Below are 18,785 nucleotides of genomic sequence, written 5' to 3' on the forward strand. Positions count from 1 at the left end.
ATCGGGCGCGTGGTTCGGGCGCGTCAGACCGTTCGGGCGGTGCGTCAGATGCGTACGCCGAACTGGAAGTCGCCGAGCCATTCCATCGACTCGTAGCGGACGACGGTGCCGGGCTTCGGGGCGTGCAGCACCTGGCCGTTGCCCGCGTACAGGCCCACGTGCGCGAGGTTGTTGAAGAAGACCAGGTCGCCGGGCTTGAGCTGGCTGCGGCCGATCTTCACGCCGTCGTTGTGCTGGGTGAAGGTGGTGCGGGTGATGCTCACACCGGCCTGGCGGTAGGCCCACTGGGTCAGACCGGAGCAGTCGTAGGCGTTGGGACCCTCCGCGCCGGAGATGTACGGCTTGCCGACCTGGGTGTCGGCGGCGGCGAGGGCGGCGGCGCCGCGCTGGGAGGCGGGGACCTCGTTGCCGAGTTCGACGCGCTCACCGGCCTCGCGGCTGGCGCGCTGCTCCTCCTCCTGCATCTTGGCCCGCTCTTCGGCGGTGAGGGTGTTGAGCAGCTTCTGCGCCTCGGCCAGTTTGGCCTGGTAGGACTTCTTCTTCTCGGCGAGCGTCTTGCGTACGTCCTCGAGCCCGGCGAGCTTCGTGGTGGCCTCGGCCCGCTGCTGCGCCAGGGTCCGCTGCTTGGCCTGGATGGTCTCCAGGGCCTCGGCCTGCTTGGCGCTTATGGCGTCGACCGCGGACGCCTTGTCGAGGTAGCTGTCCGGGTCGGAGGAGAGCAGGAGCTGGAGGGAGGGGTCCATGCCGCCGGAGCGGTACTGGGCGGTGGCCACCGAACCGAGGCTGTTGCGCAGCTCGTTGAGCTCCTGCTGGCCGCGCGCGACCTTGTCCTGGAGGGCGTCGACCTCCTTCTGGAGCTTGCCGCGCTGCTCGTCGGCGAGGTTGTACTGCTCGGTGGCGGCCTCGGCCTCGTGGTGGAGCTTGTCGACCTTGGCCTTGACCTCGCTCTTGCTCGGCTTGGGGTCTGCCTGAGCGGCCTGGGAGGTCAGGGCGACGGCAGCGGCGGCGGTCGCGGTGAGCACGGTCACACGGGCGCGGCTGGGCTGCTTGGGACGACGGTGGGACGCCACGGAGGCGAGCTCCTTCTTCCTCTTTCAGCCGCCTGCCGGGCTGTGGGGTCGGGCCCCGGCCTCCGTGCTCGTCCGGCTCCCCCGCGAAAACAGGCCGAACCGCACGGAATTAGGCGGTTCCTCCGCTGTCACTCCCGATGAGTGATCACCTGCGCGGAGGTTCGAGGCCAGACCCTAGTGACCATCTTGTGATCAGTTCAAATCCTCATGCGAAAAATCTCGCCCAGGGGCCACTTTCTTTACCCACGGCGCACGGTGAGTCATGGGCACTTGACGGTACGTTTCCCGAAATCGGGCATTGCGCCCAGGAGTTACGAGGCGCGCGAAAGCCTCTTCAGCAACAAGGCGGACGCCACGGGCCGCGCGCCCGACTTCGCCACGCCGTCGGCGACTTCCCGGTCGGTGGAGACCACGACGACCGGCCGGCCCGGCGGCTCCGCCCGTACCAGCTGACGGATCAGCTCGTCCGCCGTCACCCCCGGCTTGGAGAACAGCACCCGCACCCCGCGCGGCGGGGCGAGCAGCACCGGAGCGGCCAGTTCGGCGCCGTCGAAGACGCAGGTGACCTCGGCGCCCGTGCGGGCGGCCAGGGCCGACAGGCCACCGAGCAGCCGCAGCCGCTGCTTCTCCAGCGGCATGGTCGGGTAGCCGGTCTTCGTGACGTTGTAGCCGTCCACGACCAGATGCGCCTGCGGCAGCGCCAGCAACTGGTCCAGCAGCGCCGGGTCGGTCTCGGACAGGGCGCGGGCCGCGATGTCCTTGGGCGACATCCGGCCCGGCTCCACCGCGTCGACGGTGTCCGCCGGATGGACGGAGACCGGCGGCAGGGCCAGCTCCCGGCGCAGCCCCTGTGCGGACTCCAGAACGGTGTCCAGCAGCAACCGCAGCCGCATGTCCTCGACGGAGCGGCCCTCACGGGTGGCCCGGCGGCTCGCCTCCAGGGCGGCCTCCGCCTCGCCGAGGCGGGCCTTGAGGCGGCGGGTCTCGCTCTCCGCGGCGGAGACCTGGGCGGCCGCCTCGGCGCGCACCCCGTCGATGTCGGCCTGGCTGCGACGCAGGGCGGCCTCGCCGCGCTTCACATCGCTCTGGGCGCTGCGCAGCTTGCGCTGAAGCGATTCCGCTTCCTTGCGTGCCGCGTCCAGCTCCGCGCGCAGCCGCTCGGTCTCCGCCTTCGTCTGCGCACGGGCCTCGGCCAGCTCGGCACGGAGCCGCTCCAGCTCCCGCCGGCCGGCCTCGTCGGCGCGTTCGGCGTCGGCCCGCTGGGCCTCCTCGCCGGCCGCGGCGACCAGCTTCACCCAGCCGGCGGGGCGCAGCACGTACGCCACCGCGGCGACGTCCACGGGGTCGGCGGCAGCCGGGGGCGCGCCGGACTCGACCGCGCGGGCCAGCTCCGGCTGGCCCTCCTTGAGGCGCTCGCCGATCCGCTGCCGGAACAGCGGGTCGCCCTCCAGGGCGGCCGCCATCGCGTTGCCGGCGAACTTGGCCCGCCGGGACGGGGTGAACCGGGCGTACTGGCGCAATTGGGCGGGCAGTTCCGCGACCGTCAGACCACCGAAGGCGTCCGACACGAGTGCGACGACCCGGCGTCGCACCCCCTCGGGCAGCGGGCGGTCGAGCGCCTCCGCGGCGTCACCGGCCGCACCGGCCGGCTCAGCGCCGCTGTCGGGCTGCTCCACGATTCGTCACCCCACTACCCGTCCGTCCAGGCCCCGCCGGACCGCTCCCGGTCCCTCAGGAGGCGGAGCCCGGCCTGTCCACCAGCTCGATCTGGTCCACCGCATTGCACCAGCGGCAGCGGACCGACTCGATGGTCTCACTGACCACCTCGCGCTCCTCCACCGTGGGCTCGCCCGCGAGGTCCAGATGGACGTACTCCACGACCTTGGACGACCGTGTGACGTCGAAACGCGTCAAATTGCCGCAGAGCGTGCAGCGCCAGCGGGTCGTCGCGGTCGGCAGGGGAACCGTCGTCATCGTTCCGTCCTCTTCCATGGTGCCGGGTGCGGGAGCCGCGGTGCGCCGTCGAACTGCGGGTGTACGTCCCGTAACCCTACGGCCTCACGGGTACCCCTGTGGCGCGGCGAGGCACCCTGTCCCGCTCCCTCCGTTTACGTCATGATCTGTCCATGATCGCCTGGCGAGGACCGACCGTGACGTACGCCGTGATCGGCGCCTGCTTCCTGGTCTTCCTGGTCAGTCCGGTGTCCGGGCTGAACCCGTCGTACGGCACGGGCGACGCGCTCCTCGCCGCCCAGAGCTCGTACTTCCGCCGCTGGGGCATCGTCCCCGCCGAGCTGCTGAGCGGCTCCGCGGACGCGCTGCTCACCCCGCTGACCGCGCTGTTCGTCAGCGGCAGTTGGCTGCACCTGCTCGGCAACATGCTCTTCCTCTACGTGTTCGGGGCGATGACCGAGGAGCGGATGGGGCACCTGGAGTTCGCCCTGTTCTACGCAGGCTCCGGCTGCCTCGCCCTCCTCGCGTACGCGGCGGCCCACGCGGACTCGGACCAGACCCTGGTGGGGGCGTCGGGGGCGATCTCGGGGGTGCTGGGCGCCTTCCTCCACCTCTTCCCCAGGGCGCGGGTCACCAGCCTCTTCCCGTTCCTCTTCTTCCTGCCGCTGCGGTTCCCCGCCTGGATCGTGCTGATCTTCTGGTTCGTCCTGCAGTGGCTGGCCGCCCGCGGTGCCGACAGCGGGCCGGGCGTGGCGTACCTGGCCCACGTGGTGGGCTTCTGCCTGGGCTTCCTCTACGCATGGGTGCGGTTCGGCCGGGGGGCTAGAGTGAAGGCCCACCCAGCGGCCACCGAGGGAGAAGGACAACCGTGATCACCGCGATCGTGCTCATCAAGACCAGCGTGGACCGCATCCCCGAGATCGCCGAGTCGATCGCCGCGCTGGACAGCGTCAGCGAGGTCTTCTCCGTCACCGGTACGTACGACCTGATCGCGATGGTCCGCGTGGCCAGGCACGACGACCTGGCGGACGTCATCCCCGGCCGGATCAGCAAGATCCCCGGCGTCGAGGCGACGGACACCCACGTGGCGTTCCGGACGTACTCGCAGCACGACCTTGAGGCCGCGTTCGCGATCGGCCTCGACGCGTAACGTCTCCGGGCGGGGGCACGTGCCGTGGCGGCCCACGCCCGGCCGGGCATCACCCGGACGGGTGACGGCCCGGTGCGGCGCTCGCCGGAGCGCCCGGTCGCGGAAGCGTGCCGTGGGGACGGGGCTGCCGGGGCGGGGCCGCTGGGGCAGGGCCGCTTACCGGAACGCGTGCGGTTCATGAAGAAGCCTTCATCCGGCGCTCATTCAGGCGTGACCGGCCCGCGCCCAGGATGGGCCCATGGCCTTCTCCCATCGCATGGTGACGCTCGCCGCGGTCGTCGCCATCCCGCTCGGCATCGCCGCGACCAGCTACACGCTGACCGATACGCCCGAGGCGCCCAAGGTGCCGCCCGAGGTGAAGCTGGGCACGGCCACGCCCCGGCCCGCCGGGAGCGTGGGACCGGGCAGGACGCCGGAGCCGGTGACGACGCCACAGCCGAGCGGGACGCCCGCCGGGATTCCCGTACCGAGTGCGACGCAGACCGGCACGCGGACCGGCACGCCGGGCGGCACCCCGCCGGAACGAACCACACCGGGTGGCACCCCGCCGGCACGGACCGCACCGGGCGGCGCCCCTCCGACGCGGACCACGCCCACCGACACCGTCGTGCCGGGACCGCCGGCCACCGCGGGGGACGACGACGATGACGACCTCGGTGACGACTTCGGTGACGACACCTGACCGCCGCGTGTCCGCCCGTGTGCGGATCCTGCTGTGGCTGCTGCTGGTGATGGCGGTGGCACTGGTCGCCGTCGCGATGACGACCCGGTCGATCCTGCTGCGCGACGTCGACCACCGGATCAGCCAGCTCCTGACGCAGGAGACCCGGGAGTTCGCCAACTTCGTCGACCAGGGCGTGGACCCCGACACCGGCACCGGGTTCACCGAGCCGCGCCGGCTGCTGGAGGTGTTCCTCCAGCGGCAGTACTCCGACCCGGACGAGGAGTTGCTGGGCCTGACCCGAGGTGCGGACGGCGTCCCGGCGGTGCTGCGGCAGCCGCGCGACACCACCGGCGCCGCCCTGCACCGCGACCGTGACGCGCTCGCCCGGATCTTCGCCTCCCCCGCCCGCTCCGGCACCCTGGACCGCCCGCAGGGCGAGGTGCGGTGGGCCAAGGTGCCGATCGACCCGGCGGGGCACGCGGCGCCGGGGGCGTTCGTCGTCGCGTTCCACGCCGGCCACGAGCAGGCCATCGCCGCCGAGGCGTTCCGCACCCAGCTCGCCATCTCGGGCGTCGCGCTGCTGATGACCACCGGCATCGGCTGGGCCGTCGCGGGCCGGATCCTCGCCCCCGTACGCCTGGTCCGCCGGGCCGCCGCGCAGCTCACCGAGCAGGACCTGACCCGCCGCATCCCGGTCCAGGGCCGTGACGACATCGCGCTGCTCGCCGAGACGTTCAACGCCATGCTGGACCGGCTGGAGCGGGCGTTCGCGGCGCAGCGCCAGTTCGTGGACGACGCCGGTCACGAGTTGCGCACGCCCATCACGATCGTCCGCGGCCACCTGGAGCTGATGGGTGACGACCCGGCCGAACAGGCCGAGACGATCCGGCTGGTCACCGACGAGCTGGACCGGATGAGCCGGATCGTCGAGGACCTGCTCCTCCTCGCCAGGGCCGAGCGCCCCGACTTCGTCACGCCCGAGCCGGTCCAGCTGGGCGAGCTGACCGCCGACGTGTTCGTGAAGGCACGGGCACTGGGCGAGCGCGAGTGGGTCCTGGACGGGGTCGCCGACCGCGAGGCCGAGCTGGACCCGCAGCGCATCACCCAGGCGATGGTCCAGCTGGCGCAGAACGCCGTCCAGCACACGGTCCCCGGCCAGCGGATAGGGATCGGCTCGCGTGAGATCGACGGCCGGATCGAGCTGTACGTCGCCGACACGGGGCCCGGGGTGCGGGCGGAGGACGCCACCGTGATCTTCGAACGGTTCCGGCGCGGCACGGCCCGCCGCGGCACCCGCGCGGGCGGCGGCGCCGGGCTCGGGCTGTCCATCGTGAAGGCCATCGCCGAGGGCCACCGCGGCCGGGTGGAACTGCGCCGCACCGAGGGCGGCGGCGCCACCTTCGTACTCGTACTGGAGGAGGACGAGTGAACCGGATTCTGATCGCCGAGGACGAGGAGCGGATCGCCTCCTTCGTCGAGAAGGGACTGCGCGCCAACGCCTTCACCACCACCGTCGCGGCCGACGGCGACACGGCGCTGGACTACGCGGTCACCGGCGGCTTCGACCTGATGGTGCTGGACATCGGCCTGCCGGGACGGGACGGCTTCACCGTGCTGCGTGAGCTGCGCGAGGCGCGGGTGACGCTCCCGGTCATCGTGCTGACGGCCCGTGACTCGGTGCGCGACACGGTGGCCGGCCTGGAGGGCGGCGCTGACGACTGGATGACCAAGCCGTTCCGCTTCGAGGAACTGCTGGCGCGGGTACGGCTCCGGCTGCGCACCGCCGCCCGGGCGCCCGAGGTGACGGTGCTGCGCAGCGGCGACCTCAGCCTGGACCTGCGCACCCGCCGGGCCCGCGCCGAGGACCGGACCGTCGACCTGACGGCCCGTGAGTTCGTGCTGCTGGAGTTGTTCCTGCGCCACCCGGGACAGGTGCTGTCCCGGGAGCAGATCCTGTCCCACGTATGGGGGTACGACTTCGATCCCGGCTCGAACATCGTGGACGTGTACGTGCGGGCGCTGCGGAAGAAGCTGGGCGCGCGGCGACTGGAGACGGTGCGCGGTATGGGCTACCGGATGCCGTAAAGCGCCCCGTTCCATGAAATTCCCTTAACAAAGCGCTCATTGAGGACTCACGGCGCGTACCGAGACTGATCACCGTGGCCCTCTCCCCCAGCAGGTCGGCATGGTTCGGCGGCGCGCTCGGTCTGTGCGCGCTGCTGGCCATGCCGTCCCTGTTCACCGGTCTCGGCACCGACGCGCGCCTCACCCTGGCCGTCTTCGTGCTCGCCACCGTCGCCTGGATCGCGACGCCCGTGGACGACACCTATGTCGCGCTGGGCGCGGGCCTCGCGCTCACGTCGACCGGTGTGATCAGCAGTCGGACCCTCTTCGCCACCCTCGGCGACGAGACCATCTGGCTGCTGATCTGCGCCTTCGTCCTGGCGGCCGCGGTCACCCGGACGGGGCTGGCGGGGCGAGCGGCGGCCTTCCTGGTCAGCGGCGCCCGTACGGTGCGCCAGCTCGTCCACCTGACCACCGCCGCGCTCGTCGTCACCTCGTTCGCGGTCCCGGCCACCTCGGGCCGGGCCGCGCTCGCGCTGCCCGTGTTCCTCGCGCTGGCCAAGGTCCTGGCGGAGCGTGAGCGGCTCGTGGTGATGCTGGCGCTGCTGTTCCCGACGGTGGTGCTGCTGTCCGCCGTCGCCACTCTGATCGGCGCCGGGGCGCACCTGATCACGGTCAATGTGCTGTGGGAGCAGACCGGCCAACGGCTCGGGTTCGTGCAGTGGCTGCTGCTGGGTCTGCCGCTCGCCGTCGTGTCGTCCCATCTGGCCGCCGAGGCCGTCCTGTTCACCACCACCTCGCGGGCCGACCGGCGCGGCCCGGTGCGCATCACCCCGGCCGACATCGAAACGCACTCCCCCACCCCCGTCACCGGGCCGCTGTCCACCGCCGAGTCGCGCTGCGCGCTGCTGCTGGCCACGGTGGTGGCGCTGTGGTGCAGCGAGCCGCTGCACCGGGTGTCCCCGGCCGTGGTCGCGCTGATCGGCGCGGTGGTCGCCGCGTCACCGGCCCTGGGGACCGTGCGGCTGAAGGACGGCCTGAGGACCGTGCCGTGGCCGCTGCTGCTGTTCATGGCGGCCACCATGGCGATGGGCGTGGCGCTCGCCGACTCGGGTGCGGCGCGGTGGCTGGTGGAAGGACTGCCGGTGCACGCGCCGCCCTGGCTGTTCCTCACCGTCGTCGTGGTGGTCAGCACGGCGGCGCACCTGATCCTCCAGTCCCGCTCGGCGCGCTCGTCGGTGCTCGTCCCGCTGGTCGTCGTGGCGGCGGCCGCGGCGGGCGTCAACCCGGTGGCCGCCGCGCTCGCCTCGACCGCCGCGGCCGGGTTCTGCCACACCCTGCCCGCGTCGGCGAAGCCGGTCGCGCTGTTCTCCGACGTCCCCGACGGGGTGCCCACCTACACCCCGCGCGACCTGCTGCGGCTGTCGGCGGTGCTCGCCCCGCTCACGGCGGCCCTGGTCCTGCTGTTCGCCCTGACCGTCTGGCCGCTCCTCGGCGTGCCCGTCCTCCTGGAGGCCCACCCATGAGTCACTCGTACCGTGTCGCCGTCGCACCCGGCGGCTTCAAGGAGTCCCTGACCGCGCGGCAGGCCGCGGTGGCCATCGCCGAAGGGGTGCTGCGGGTCCTGCCGGACGCCGAGGTGGACCTCATCCCGCTGGTCGACGGCGGGGAGGGTACGGCGGAGGCGCTGGCCGCGGCGACAGGCGGGCGCCTCGTGCCGTGCACCGCGACCGGCCCGCTGGGCGAGCCGGTCGACAGCCACTTCGCGCTCCTCGGGGACGGGTCGGCGGTCGTGGAGATGGCCGCCGTCGCCGGGCTGGCCCTGGTGCCGCCGGGCCGCCGCGACCCGGGGGCCACGACGACGTACGGGGTGGGCGAGCTGATCCGCGCCGCTCTCGACGCGGGTGCCCGGCGCGTCCTGGTCGGCTGCGGCGACTCGGGCACCTCGGACGGCGGCGCGGGCGCGCTGCAGGCGCTGGGCGTCCGGCTGCTCGACGAGGACGGTCACGAACTGCCGTACGGCGGCGCCGCGCTGGCCCGGCTCGCGGCCGTCGACTCGCGCGGGCTCGACCCGCGGCTGGCGGACGCCGAGCTGCTGGTGGCGTGCAACCCGTACAACGTGCTGTGCGGCGAACGGGGCGTGGCCCGGGTGTTCGGCCCCCAGAAGGGCGCGACGCCGACGCAGTGCGAGGAGCTGTCGGCGGTACTGGAGCGCTGGGCGGCCGCGCTCACGGGGGCGTTCGCCCCGGCCCTGGACCTGCGGTGCGCGCCCGGCACCGGGGCGTCGGGCGGGCTGGGAGCGGGGCTCGCGGCGGTGGGCGCCCGGCTGCTCCCGCGCTTCGAGGTGCTCCTCGACGGGCTGGACCTCGGCCCCCGGCTGGCCCACGCCGACCTGGTGATCACCGGCGAGGGCGCCCTGGACGCCCAGACCGTGCGCGGCAAGGTCCCGGGCGAGGTGGCGCGGCGCGCCCGGGAGGCGGGCGTCCCGGTCCTCGCCCTGGCCGGCACGCTGGGCGAGGGCGCCGGGGAGGCGGGCCTCGACGCCTACGAGTCGATCGCGCCCGGCCCCCTGCCGCTGTCACAGGCCCTGGACCGGGCCGCCGAACTCCTCGCGGACGCCGCCGAGCGGGCCCTGCGCACGGTGCTGGTGGGCACCCGCGTGGTCAGCCGCGGTCGGGCACACAACGCCCGTCCTCCGTACGGTAGTTCCACCGCGCCCCGTCCCGGACGAGTTCCTTCACGGCCCGAACGAACCGGTCGACGTGCTCGTCCGGCGTCCCCGCCCCGAAGCTGACGCGGATCGCGTTGAGGGAGGTGGGCCCGCCGTCGGGTGCGCCGCACTCGCCGACGTCCCGGGGGTCGCTGCCCAGCAGGGTGCGCACCAGCGGGTGGGCGCAGAACAGCCCGTCGCGGACGCCGATGCCGTACTCGGCCGACAGCGCCGCCGCGAAGTGCGAGCTGTTCCAGCCCTGGACCACGAAGGAGATGACACCGACCCGGGGTGCCTCGTCGCCGAACAGCGACAGCACCTTCACCTCGGGCACCTCGGCGAGCCCCTCGCGGACCTTGCCGATCAGGTGCCGCTCACGGGCGACCAGGGTGTCGAACCCTGCCTCGGTGAGCGCCTTGCAGGCGGAGGCGATGGCGTACACGCCGATGACGTTGGGCGAGCCGGCCTCGTGGCGGGCCGCGGTGGTGTGCCACTCGACGTCCACCCCGCCGTCGGCGCGCCGGGCGACCTTGCGGGACGCCCCGCCGCCGGCCAGGTACGGATCGGCGTCGCGCAGCCAGTCGGCACGTCCGGCGAGGACACCGGAGCCGAACGGGGCGTACAGCTTGTGCCCCGAGAACGCCACCCAGTCGACGTCCAGTTCGCGCACCGACACCGGGTGGTGGGGCGCCAGCTGCGCGGCGTCCAGGACGATGCGGGCACCGTGGGCGTGCGCGGCCGCGGCCAGCTCCCGCACGGGCCACAGCTCACCGGTCACGTTCGACGCGCCGGTGACGCACACCAGGGCCGGGCCGTGGGGCTCCCGGTCGGCGAGCGCCCGCTCCAGCGTCCCGACCGCCTCCCCCGGCGTACGGGGCGCGTCGAGGTACGTCACCCGCGCGTCCCTCCACGGCAGCAGCGAGGCGTGGTGCTCGGTCTCGAAGACGAAGACCTGGCAGCCGGCGGGCAGGGCGGCGGACAGCAGGTTGAGCGAGTCGGTGGTCGACCGGGTGAACACGACCTGGTCGTCCTCGCGGCAGTCCAGGAACTCCGCGACCGCGGCCCGGCTGTTCTCGAACAGGTCGGTCGACAGCTGCGACAGGTACCCGGCTCCCCGGTGCACGCTGCCGTAGTACGGCGCGTACGCGGCCACGTCGTCCCACACTCGCTGGAGGGCCGGCGCGCTGGCGGCGTAGTCGAGCGCGGCGTACGTGACCTCTCCCCCGGTGACGAGCGGCACGGTGACGTCCCGTCCCAGAACGGGCAGCGGGGCACAAACGGACTGGTCGGCGGCGACGGTGGTGACAGACATGGCGAACTCCCGTACGGGGCAGGCGAATTCAACCGCGTCGACGCACAGGGGTGCGGCGCGGCGGAAGGGAAAAGGGGGTGCCGAAGAAGGGGCGGATACGCCCTATCGCATTCGCTTGCTCACGAGACTGCTCCCTTGAGGACCAGGACCCCAGGGTGTGCAGGGGTCCGCGCTTGCCACAGACTTCGCCGCCTGCGGCCTGGTCTTCACCCGGGGCACCCCGCCACGGACGGAGGGTTGCCGGACAGCGGGCCGGGGCCGTAGTCGCTGTCACTCATGACCTGCCGAGAAGTTAAGCCACGTGATCGCCCGCGCGCAACCCGTGTCCGGATCCCGGGACACCGGCGGATCCCCGGAAGGGCACCACGCGGCACCCGCCGGGCGGCACGTCCGTGCACGGGGCCCACGCCGGGGAGGGCCCGGTGCCGCGCGGCGCCGCCCGCGGGCGATCACGTGCCGAAGGCGCGCTACGCGTTGCTCGCCGCCACCCAGCGGTCCAGCGCCGCGCGCGCCGCGCCCGAGTCGATCGCTTCGGCCGCACGGGTGATGCCCGCCGCGAGCCGCTCGGCCAGCGGCGCGTCCGACGGCTCCAGGGCGACGAGGGCCGCCGCGGCGTTGAGCAGCACCGCGTCCCGGACGGGGCCCGTCTCGCCGCCCAGCAGCCGGCGCGCCACGTCCGCGTTGTACGAGGCGTCCGCGCCGCGCAGCGCCTCGACGGGCACGAGGTCGATGCCCACGTCGCGCGGGTCGAACGTCTCCTCGCGCACCGCGCCGTCGCGGACCACCCACACCTTCGACGTCGCCGTGGTCGTCAGCTCGTCCAGGCCGTCGTCACCACGGAACACCAGGGCGGAGGAGCCACGCTCGGCGAGCACACCGGCCATGATCGGGGCCATCCGGGCGTCGGCGACACCGGTCGCCTGGGCCTTCACGCGCGCCGGGTTGGTGAGCGGGCCGAGGAAGTTGAACGTGGTGCGGATGCCCAGTTCCTTGCGGGCCGCCGCCACGTGGCGCAGCGCCGGGTGGAACTTCACGGCGAAGCAGAAGGTGATCCCGGCCTCCTCGGCGACCTCGGCGACCCTCCTGGGCGTCAGGTCCAGGTTGACGCCGAGCTTCTCCAGCACGTCGGAGGAGCCGGAGGCGGAGGACGCGGCACGGTTGCCGTGCTTGACGACCTTGGCACCGGTACCGGCGACGACGATCGCGGACATGGTGGAGATGTTGACGGTCTTGGCGCCGTCGCCGCCCGTGCCGACGAGGTCGACGGACGGTCCGGGCACGTCGATGAGGTTGGCGTGCGCGTACATGGCGCGGACGAGGCCGGTGATCTCCTCGACCGTCTCGCCCTTGGCGCGCAGCGCGACCGCGAAGCCGGCGATCTGGGCGTCGGTGGCCTCGCCCCGCATGATGCGGTCCATCGCCCACGCCGTGGCGTCGGCGCTCTGGTCCCGCCCCTCCAGTAGAGCGTTCAGGACGTCGGGCCACGAGCGGCCCGCCGCGATGTCGCCTCCAGCGGGGTTCACAGCGCTCATGGTCGCTCCTGGTGTCGTACGTACGGGGAGTACGGGGCGTACAGGGATGACCACCACCCTATCCATCCCGGGGCACGGCAAAGAGCCCCGTCCAGCGAATGGACGGGGCTCCTGCCGTGGCGAATCAGTTCAGGTGATCAGTGGTGGCCGTGGCCGCTGGTGATCTCCTTGTACTCGTCGGCGGTGGGCTTGGGAATCTGGTTGCCCTCACCGAAGTAGCCCTTGCTGAGCTTCGCGCGGAGCTTCTGCCCGCGCGACGGCTTGCGCTCGACACCGTTCTCGTCGACCGTCGGGCCGATCTCGGCCGGCTTGTACTGCTCGTGCGCGGTGAGCGCGTGCAGCTGGGCCTGGCTGAGGGGCTCGTGGATCTCGACGAACTCACCGTGCGGCAGGCGCTTGATGATGCCGGACTCACGTCCGTGCAGCACCTTGTCCTTGTCACGGCGCTGGAGACCGAGGCAGATCCGCTTGGTGACGATGAACGCGATGACCGGGCCGAGGAAGAAGAAGATCCGTACGAACCAGGTGATCGAGTTGATCGACATGTGGAAGTGGGTGGCGAAGATGTCGTTGCCACCACCGATCAGCATGACCATGTAGCCGGTGACCCAGGCGACACCCAGAGCGGTCCGGGTGGGCGCGTTGCGCGGCCGGTCCAGCAGGTGGTGCTCCCTCTTGTCGCCGGTGATCCACGACTCGATGAACGGGTAGACCGCGATCGCCGCGAGCATCACACCGAAGAGCACCAGCGGGATGAACACGCCCAGGACCAGCGTGTGGCCCCACAGGTTGATCTCCCAGCCCGGCATGACACGGATCAGACCCTCGGCGAAGCCCATGTACCAGTCGGGCTGGGCGCCGGTGGACACCTGGTCCGGACGGTAGGGGCCCATGGCCCAGATCGGGTTGATCGTGAACATGGCGGCGATCATCGCGATGACACCGAAGACCAGGAAGAAGAAGCCTCCGGCCTTGGCCATGTACACCGGCAGCAGCGGCATGCCGACGACGTTCTTGTTCGTCCGGCCGGGGCCGGGGAACTGGGTGTGCTTGTGGTAGAAGACCAGGATCAGGTGCGCCACCACGAGGCCGAGCATGATGCCCGGCAGCAGCAGGATGTGGATCGAGTAGAACCGGGCCACCATGTCGTGGCCGGGGAACTCGCCGCCGAACAGGAACATCGAGATGTACGTGCCGACGATCGGCATGGACAGGATCGCGCCCTGCGTGAAGCGGACACCGGTGCCGGAGAGCAGGTCGTCCGGGAGCGAGTAACCGGTGAAGCCGGTGAACATGCCCAGGACGAACAGCAGGAAGCCGAACAGCCAGTTGATCTCACGCGGCTTGCGGAACGCGCCGGTGAAGAAGACGCGCATCATGTGCACGAACATGCCCGCGAGGAAGATCACCGCGGCCCAGTGGTGGATCTGCCGGATGAGCAGACCACCGCGGACGTCGAAGCTGATGTCCAGGGTCGAGGCGTACGCCTCGGTCATGCGGATGCCCTGCATCGGCACGTACGAGCCGTGGTACTCGATCTCGTTCATGCTCGGGTGGAAGAACAGCGTCAGATACACACCCGTGAGGATGATGATCAGGAAGCTGTAGAGGCAGATCTCACCCAGCATGAAGGACCAGTGGTCCGGGAAGATCTTGCGCATGTTGGCCTTGGCGAGGCCGTAGATGCCCAGCCGGCCGTCGGCCCAGTCGGCGACCCGCTCGCCGGCGGGCGCCTTGCGCTTGGCGTCGCTTGCGGTCGTGGTGCTCATCCGCGCTCCCAGAATGCAGGGCCGACGGGCTCGGAGAAGTCGCCGAGCGCTTCGAGGAAGCCCTCGTCGTTCACGCCGATCCGCAGCTGCGGCAGCGCGTGACCGGCCGGGCCGAAGATGACGCGGGCGCCGTCGGAGAGGTCGAAGGTGGACTGGTGGCACGGGCAGAGGACGTGGTGGGTCTGCTGCTCGTACAGCGAGATCGGGCAGCCCACGTGGGTGCAGATCTTCGAGAAGGCGACGATGCCCTCGTGCGACCACTCCAGCTCGCGCTTGTCCTTGATGTCCTCCGGCTGGATGCGGACGATCATCAAGGCATCCTTGGCGATCTTGTTGTTGAACTCGTGGTCGCTCTCCTCCAGGCCCTCGGGCTTGGCGAACGTGAGCGAGCCCACCGCGACGTCCTCGGGACGCAGCGGCTCGTTGGTGTTCATGTTGATGAGCTGCTTGCCCTTGCTCCATCCGGTGTGGAAGAGCTTCTTCTCGGGCAGCGGGCCCAGCTCGCGCAGCAGCACCAGACCGGAGAGCGGCACCATGGCCAGCGCGCCGAACATGGTGTTGCGGATCAGCGGGCGGCGGCCGATCGCGGACTCCCGCGCACCGTCGGCGAAGTCCGCCATGACCTTGGCCTTGACCTCGGGCGTCGCCTCGATGGCGTGCCGGTCGTCGGCCATCTCCTCGTCGGACATCAGGGTGCGGGCCCAGTGGACCGCGCCCGCGCCGATGCAGAAGAGCGCGATGCCCAGGGTCAGACCCAGCGACAGGTTGGTCGCGCTGACGTGCCCCAGCGGCCAGACATAGATGATCTTGTCGACCGGGAAGATCACGAAGGAGGCGATGAAGCCGATCGTGGCCAGCATCGACAGGGTGAACAGCAGGGCGACCGTGCGCTCGGAGCGCTTGGCGGCCCGCTCGTCGATGTCCTGGATGCGCGGCTTGTGGGGCGGCAGCCCCGGGTCGGCGAACGGGTTCTCCGCCACCGCCGTGCCGTGCTTGGCGTCCTGCTCGTTCGGCAGGCTCTCTGCTTCTGGAATCTCTTGGCTACTCATGACTTCTTGGCCTTAGCGGTGTGGGCCGCAACCCAGACGGCGACAGCGATCAGGGAACCCAGACCGAAGATCCATCCGAACAGGCCCTCACTGACCGGGCCCAGTCCGCCGAGCGCGAAGCCACCGGGGGTCGGCGTCTCCTCACCGTTGACGGAGTTGATGTACGCGATGATGTCCTTCTTCTCCTTCTCCGGCATCGTGGTGTCGGGGAAGGACGGCATGTTCTGCGGGCCGGTCTGCATGGCCTCGTAGAGGTGCTTGTCACTCACACCGTCGAGGCTGGGGGCGTACTTGCCGTGCGTCAGGGCACCGCCCTCGCCGGTGAAGTTGTGGCACTGGGCGCAGTTGGTGCGGAACAGCTCGCCACCCTTGGCGATGTCCGCGCCTTCCGGGCTGTACTGCTTCTCGGTCGGCGTGATCGGACCGGCACCGAGGGACGCGACGTACGCGGCCAGCTGGTCGATCTCGGCCTGCGAGTAGATGTTCTTCTTCTTCGGCACCTGCGCGCCGGGCTGCTGCGCCGGCATACGGCCGGTGCCGACCTGGAAGTCCACGGCTGCGGAGCCGACGCCTACGAGGCTCGGGCCGTCAGTGGTTCCCTGACCGCCGGTTCCGTGGCAGCTGGCGCAGCCGACGGTGTAGAGCTTCTTGCCCTCCTCGATGGCGAGGGACTGGGCGGTTTCGTCTGCCTGCGCCTTGCCCGCGGGCGCGAACGCGGCGTACAGCCCCCCAGTGGCCGCCAGCGCGAGGAGTAGGACGACGACCGCCGCCAGCGGATGGCGTCGTCGTGCGGAGAGCTTTTTCACGGATTACCCCGGTGTCAGGATCTTCTGCGTCGATGCTTGCTGGATGTGCCGGGCGCACCTCGGAGGTGCGGGCCCGACTACTTGATCATGTAGATCGTGGCGAAGAGGCCGATCCAGACGACATCGACGAAGTGCCAGTAGTAGGACACGACGATGGCGGCGGTTGCCTGCTCGTGAGTGAATCTCTTGGCCGCGTACGTACGGCCGAGGACCAGCAGGAAGGCGATCAGGCCGCCCGTCACGTGCAGGCCGTGGAAACCGGTCGTCAGGTAGAACACGGAGCCGTAGGGGTCCGACGAGAGCGAGAGGCCCTCGTGCTTGACCAGCTCGGTGTACTCGAAGACCTGGCCTCCGATGAAGATCGCACCCATCACGAACGTGATGATGAACCACGCCCGGAGCTTCTTCACATCGCCCCGCTCGGCGGCGAACACGCCGAGCTGGCAGGTGAGGGAGGAGAGCACCAGGATCGTGGTGTTGGTCGCCGAGAACGGGAAGTTCAGCAGGTCGGCTTTCTCTGACCAGAACTCGGCACCCGTCACCGATCGCAGGGTGAAGTACATCGCGAAGAGGGCCGCGAAGAACATCAGCTCGGAACTCAGCCAGATGATGGTTCCGACGCTGGTGAGGTTCGGCCGATTGACCGACGGGTGCGCGTGCCCGGTTTCTACTGTCGTTGCTGTCGCCACGACCGACATTATGTCGGTCGCTTATCCCGCCCTCACTCCGGGGGGTGCCGTTCGGTGTGTTGATGCGCTCCGCCAGGCCCGAACGGCCCATCGCGGGGCCTGTCGAAGGGGTGTCCGAACCGGTGTCGAGGGGCGGTCGACAGGAGTAGCATCCGGCGCATCGGTACCTGCCTTCCTGCCCATGCCGCCGACGTACTCGGAGGAACAATGCAGTCGAGCGCCACCGTCCTGGTCTACAGCGACGACGCCAACACCCGCGCGCAGGTGCGGCTGGCGGCCGGGCGCAGGCCCGCGGCCGACGTTCCGCCGGTCGAGTACGTCGAGTGCGCGACGCTCCCGGCCGTGCTGGAGCGGCTGGACGAGGGCGGCGTCGACGTGTGCGTCCTGGACGGTGAGGCGGTCCCGGCGGGCGGCATGGGGGTGTGCCGCCAGATCAAGGACGAGGTCTTCCGCTGCCCGCCCGTGCTGCTGCTCATCGGCCGCCCTCAGGACGCCTGGCTGGCCACCTGGAGCCGCGCGGACGCCGCGGTGACCCTCCCGGTCGATCCGGTCGAGCTCGCGGACTCCCTGGCGGCCCTGCTGCGCAGCCGGCTGGCCGTGGAGGCGTGACGCCCGGGGCCGGGGCCTAGAGTCCCGGCCGGAGGCGGACCTGTTCGGTGCGGGGGGCGTCGGCGCGGGCGGCGCTGCCCGCCTGCCACTTGTCCCAGGACAGGTTCCAGTCGCCGAAGCCGTTGCCGAAGTGGTCCATCTCCTTGCCCGCGCTGTTGATGACGTGGACCAGGTCGCCGGGGCGGACGTTCTGGAAGAACCAGGCGGCGTTGCTGGTGGACATGCCGGTGCAGCCGTGGCTGACGTTGGCGGACCCCTGTGAACCGACGGACCAGGGTGCGGCGTGGACGTACTCGCCGCTCCAGGTCACCCGGGTGGCGTAGTAGACCGGCAGGTCGTACGACTCGCTGCTGCCGGCGGCGATGCCGACGGTGGTGCTGCGCATCCGGACGAAGTACTCCTTGCCGAGCACCACTTTGATGCCGTTACGGGTGGAGAAGCCCGGCTTGCCGGTGGTCACCGGAATGGTGTTGATCACCTTTCCGTTGCGCTTGACCGTCATCCGGTGGCTGCCGGCGTCGGTGATGGCCTCGACGCGGTCGCCGATGCTCAGGTTCAGGGACTTGGCGGAGCCGCCGTAGAGGTCGCCCGCGACCTTGACGCCCGCGAGGTTGCCCGTGACGGTGACGGACGCGCCGACGGGCCAGTACTCCTTCGGGCGGTAGTGCAGCTTCTTGTCGTCGACCCAGTACCACGCGCCCGTGACCGCGGGCGTGGAGCGCACCTTGAGGGAGCGCTCGACGGCGGCCCGGCCCTCCTTGGTGGTGACCGGGGCGCTGAGCTCCGCCGTGATGGGCTGCCCGACGCCGTACTTGCCCGCCTCGGGGCCGAATTCGACGTTCAGGAGCTTCTTGGCCGGTGCGGTCTCGAATGTCAGCGTACGGGCGCCGGGGGCGCCCTTGCGGTCCTCCGTGGAGACCCTGACGGTGTAGCGCGTGCCGGCCACCAGAGGGGCCGTGGAGCGCCAGCGGCCGCCGTCGGCGGAGAGCTCGCCGGCGAGGTAGTGGCCGGCCGTGTCGACGGCGGTGACGTCGGTGATGCGGCCGTCCTTGCCCTTGGCGGTGACTTCGAGGGGCTTGTCGAGGGCCGCCTTGGCGGTGCCGGACGGGGTGTTGAACGCCACCTGACGTGCGGCGTCGTACGGCTTGGCCGAGAGGGGATGGCCGTCCGGACCACCGCACGCGGTCGCGCTCGCGCCGGTGACGGCGACCAGCAGGGTGCAGCTTATGGCGGTGCGCATGCGGGGCGTGTTGCTCATAAGCACACCGTAGGAAGGTGTGACCACAGCGGCACGCGGAATGACTCCAAACGAGGGGCCCGGGGGGGGGGGGGGGGGGGGGGGGGGGGGGGGGGTTGGTGGGGGGGGGGGGGGGGGTTTTGTTTTTTTTTTTTGTGGTGTTTCGGGCAA

At 71.3% G+C, this 18,785-nt stretch carries 17 protein-coding genes, 1 pseudogene and 1 riboswitch; of the genes and pseudogenes, 8 read left to right on the plus strand and 10 right to left on the minus strand.

Translation table 11 applies throughout. The features are described from left to right. Positions 1–44: 44 nt before the first annotated feature. The 3 genes from ACZ6C1_RS17290 to ACZ6C1_RS17300 form a co-directional block, all read right to left on the minus strand. Positions 45–1,070, minus strand: a complete 1,026-nt coding sequence (locus tag ACZ6C1_RS17290) for a C40 family peptidase (protein WP_469241803.1) — start codon at positions 1,068–1,070, stop codon at positions 45–47. 311 nt (positions 1,071–1,381) lie between these two features. Next, a complete protein-coding gene (locus tag ACZ6C1_RS17295; protein ID WP_469241805.1) occupies positions 1,382–2,746 on the minus strand; it encodes an NYN domain-containing protein in 1,365 nt (454 codons plus the stop codon). Between the two features lie 55 nt (positions 2,747–2,801). Continuing rightward, positions 2,802–3,044: a hypothetical protein gene (locus tag ACZ6C1_RS17300; RefSeq protein WP_351816848.1), complete on the minus strand. Its 243-nt coding sequence runs from the start codon at positions 3,042–3,044 to the stop codon at positions 2,802–2,804. A gap of 152 nt (positions 3,045–3,196) precedes the next feature. Between ACZ6C1_RS17300 and ACZ6C1_RS17305 the strand changes: the two genes are divergently transcribed. From ACZ6C1_RS17305 to ACZ6C1_RS17335, 7 genes and pseudogenes are all read left to right on the plus strand, one after another. Beyond that, complete coding sequence (locus tag ACZ6C1_RS17305; protein ID WP_469241807.1) at positions 3,197–3,895, plus strand: rhomboid family intramembrane serine protease; 699 nt, start codon at positions 3,197–3,199, stop codon at positions 3,893–3,895. Beyond that, complete coding sequence (locus ACZ6C1_RS17310) at positions 3,892–4,173, plus strand: Lrp/AsnC family transcriptional regulator (protein ID WP_356737186.1); 282 nt, start codon at positions 3,892–3,894, stop codon at positions 4,171–4,173. Before ACZ6C1_RS17305 ends, ACZ6C1_RS17310 begins: the two co-directional genes overlap by 4 nt. A gap of 238 nt (positions 4,174–4,411) precedes the next feature. Next, positions 4,412–4,855, plus strand: a complete 444-nt coding sequence (locus tag ACZ6C1_RS17315) for a hypothetical protein (protein ID WP_469241809.1) — start codon at positions 4,412–4,414, stop codon at positions 4,853–4,855. Beyond that, the gene (locus tag ACZ6C1_RS17320) at positions 4,818–6,266 is read left to right on the plus strand and encodes a sensor histidine kinase (RefSeq protein WP_469241811.1); all 1,449 of its coding nucleotides are present in this window, start codon (positions 4,818–4,820) and stop codon (positions 6,264–6,266) included. The genes ACZ6C1_RS17315 and ACZ6C1_RS17320 overlap by 38 nt, the downstream gene beginning before the upstream one ends. Then, a complete protein-coding gene (locus tag ACZ6C1_RS17325) occupies positions 6,263–6,922 on the plus strand; it encodes a response regulator transcription factor (RefSeq protein WP_469241813.1) in 660 nt (219 codons plus the stop codon). The genes ACZ6C1_RS17320 and ACZ6C1_RS17325 overlap by 4 nt, the downstream gene beginning before the upstream one ends. 140 nt (positions 6,923–7,062) lie before the next feature. Next, the gene (locus ACZ6C1_RS17330) at positions 7,063–8,427 is read left to right on the plus strand and encodes an SLC13 family permease (RefSeq protein WP_469241934.1); all 1,365 of its coding nucleotides are present in this window, start codon (positions 7,063–7,065) and stop codon (positions 8,425–8,427) included. After that, a pseudogene (locus tag ACZ6C1_RS17335) lies at positions 8,424–9,569 on the plus strand (glycerate kinase family protein); the annotation flags it as partial. The gene ACZ6C1_RS17330 and the pseudogene ACZ6C1_RS17335, both read left to right, overlap by 4 nt. On the opposite strand, the gene ACZ6C1_RS17340 reads toward ACZ6C1_RS17335, so the two are convergent. The 6 genes from ACZ6C1_RS17340 to ctaE all read right to left on the minus strand — a co-directional run bounded on the left by ACZ6C1_RS17340 (position 9,565) and on the right by ctaE (position 16,777). Next, positions 9,565–10,923, minus strand: a complete 1,359-nt coding sequence (locus ACZ6C1_RS17340) for an aminotransferase class V-fold PLP-dependent enzyme (RefSeq protein ID WP_469241815.1) — start codon at positions 10,921–10,923, stop codon at positions 9,565–9,567. The pseudogene ACZ6C1_RS17335 and the gene ACZ6C1_RS17340 overlap by 5 nt on opposite strands. Before the next feature lie 164 nt (positions 10,924–11,087). Then, positions 11,088–11,205: riboswitch (SAM riboswitch) on the minus strand. Positions 11,206–11,390: 185 nt separating this feature from the next. Further along, entirely contained in the window at positions 11,391–12,455 is a 1,065-nt protein-coding gene (trpD, locus tag ACZ6C1_RS17345) for an anthranilate phosphoribosyltransferase (RefSeq protein ID WP_469241817.1), read from the minus strand. A gap of 137 nt (positions 12,456–12,592) precedes the next feature. Next, positions 12,593–14,224 (minus strand): cytochrome bc1 complex cytochrome b subunit, encoded by a 1,632-nt coding sequence (gene qcrB / locus ACZ6C1_RS17350; RefSeq protein WP_469241819.1) that lies wholly within the window; start codon positions 14,222–14,224, stop codon positions 12,593–12,595. Then, entirely contained in the window at positions 14,221–15,273 is a 1,053-nt protein-coding gene (qcrA, locus tag ACZ6C1_RS17355; protein ID WP_469241820.1) for a cytochrome bc1 complex Rieske iron-sulfur subunit, read from the minus strand. Before qcrA ends, qcrB begins: the two co-directional genes overlap by 4 nt. Then, positions 15,270–16,079, minus strand: a complete 810-nt coding sequence (gene qcrC, locus ACZ6C1_RS17360; protein WP_469241822.1) for a cytochrome bc1 complex diheme cytochrome c subunit — start codon at positions 16,077–16,079, stop codon at positions 15,270–15,272. Before qcrC ends, qcrA begins: the two co-directional genes overlap by 4 nt. 77 nt (positions 16,080–16,156) lie before the next feature. Then, positions 16,157–16,777, minus strand: a complete 621-nt coding sequence (gene ctaE, locus ACZ6C1_RS17365; protein WP_126882966.1) for an aa3-type cytochrome oxidase subunit III — start codon at positions 16,775–16,777, stop codon at positions 16,157–16,159. A 198-nt stretch (positions 16,778–16,975) separates the two neighbouring features. Between ctaE and ACZ6C1_RS17370 the strand changes: the two genes are divergently transcribed. Further along, positions 16,976–17,377 carry a hypothetical protein gene (locus ACZ6C1_RS17370; RefSeq protein WP_469241824.1) on the plus strand — a complete coding sequence of 134 codons (402 nt, stop codon included), beginning with the start codon at positions 16,976–16,978 and terminating at the stop codon, positions 17,375–17,377. 16 nt (positions 17,378–17,393) lie between these two features. On the opposite strand, the gene ACZ6C1_RS17375 is transcribed toward ACZ6C1_RS17370, so the two are convergent. Next, positions 17,394–18,635, minus strand: a complete 1,242-nt coding sequence (locus ACZ6C1_RS17375) for a L,D-transpeptidase (protein ID WP_469241826.1) — start codon at positions 18,633–18,635, stop codon at positions 17,394–17,396. Positions 18,636–18,785: the final 150 nt, after the last annotated feature.

The sequence above is a fragment of the Streptomyces sp. NPDC041796 genome, assembly GCF_055590785.1.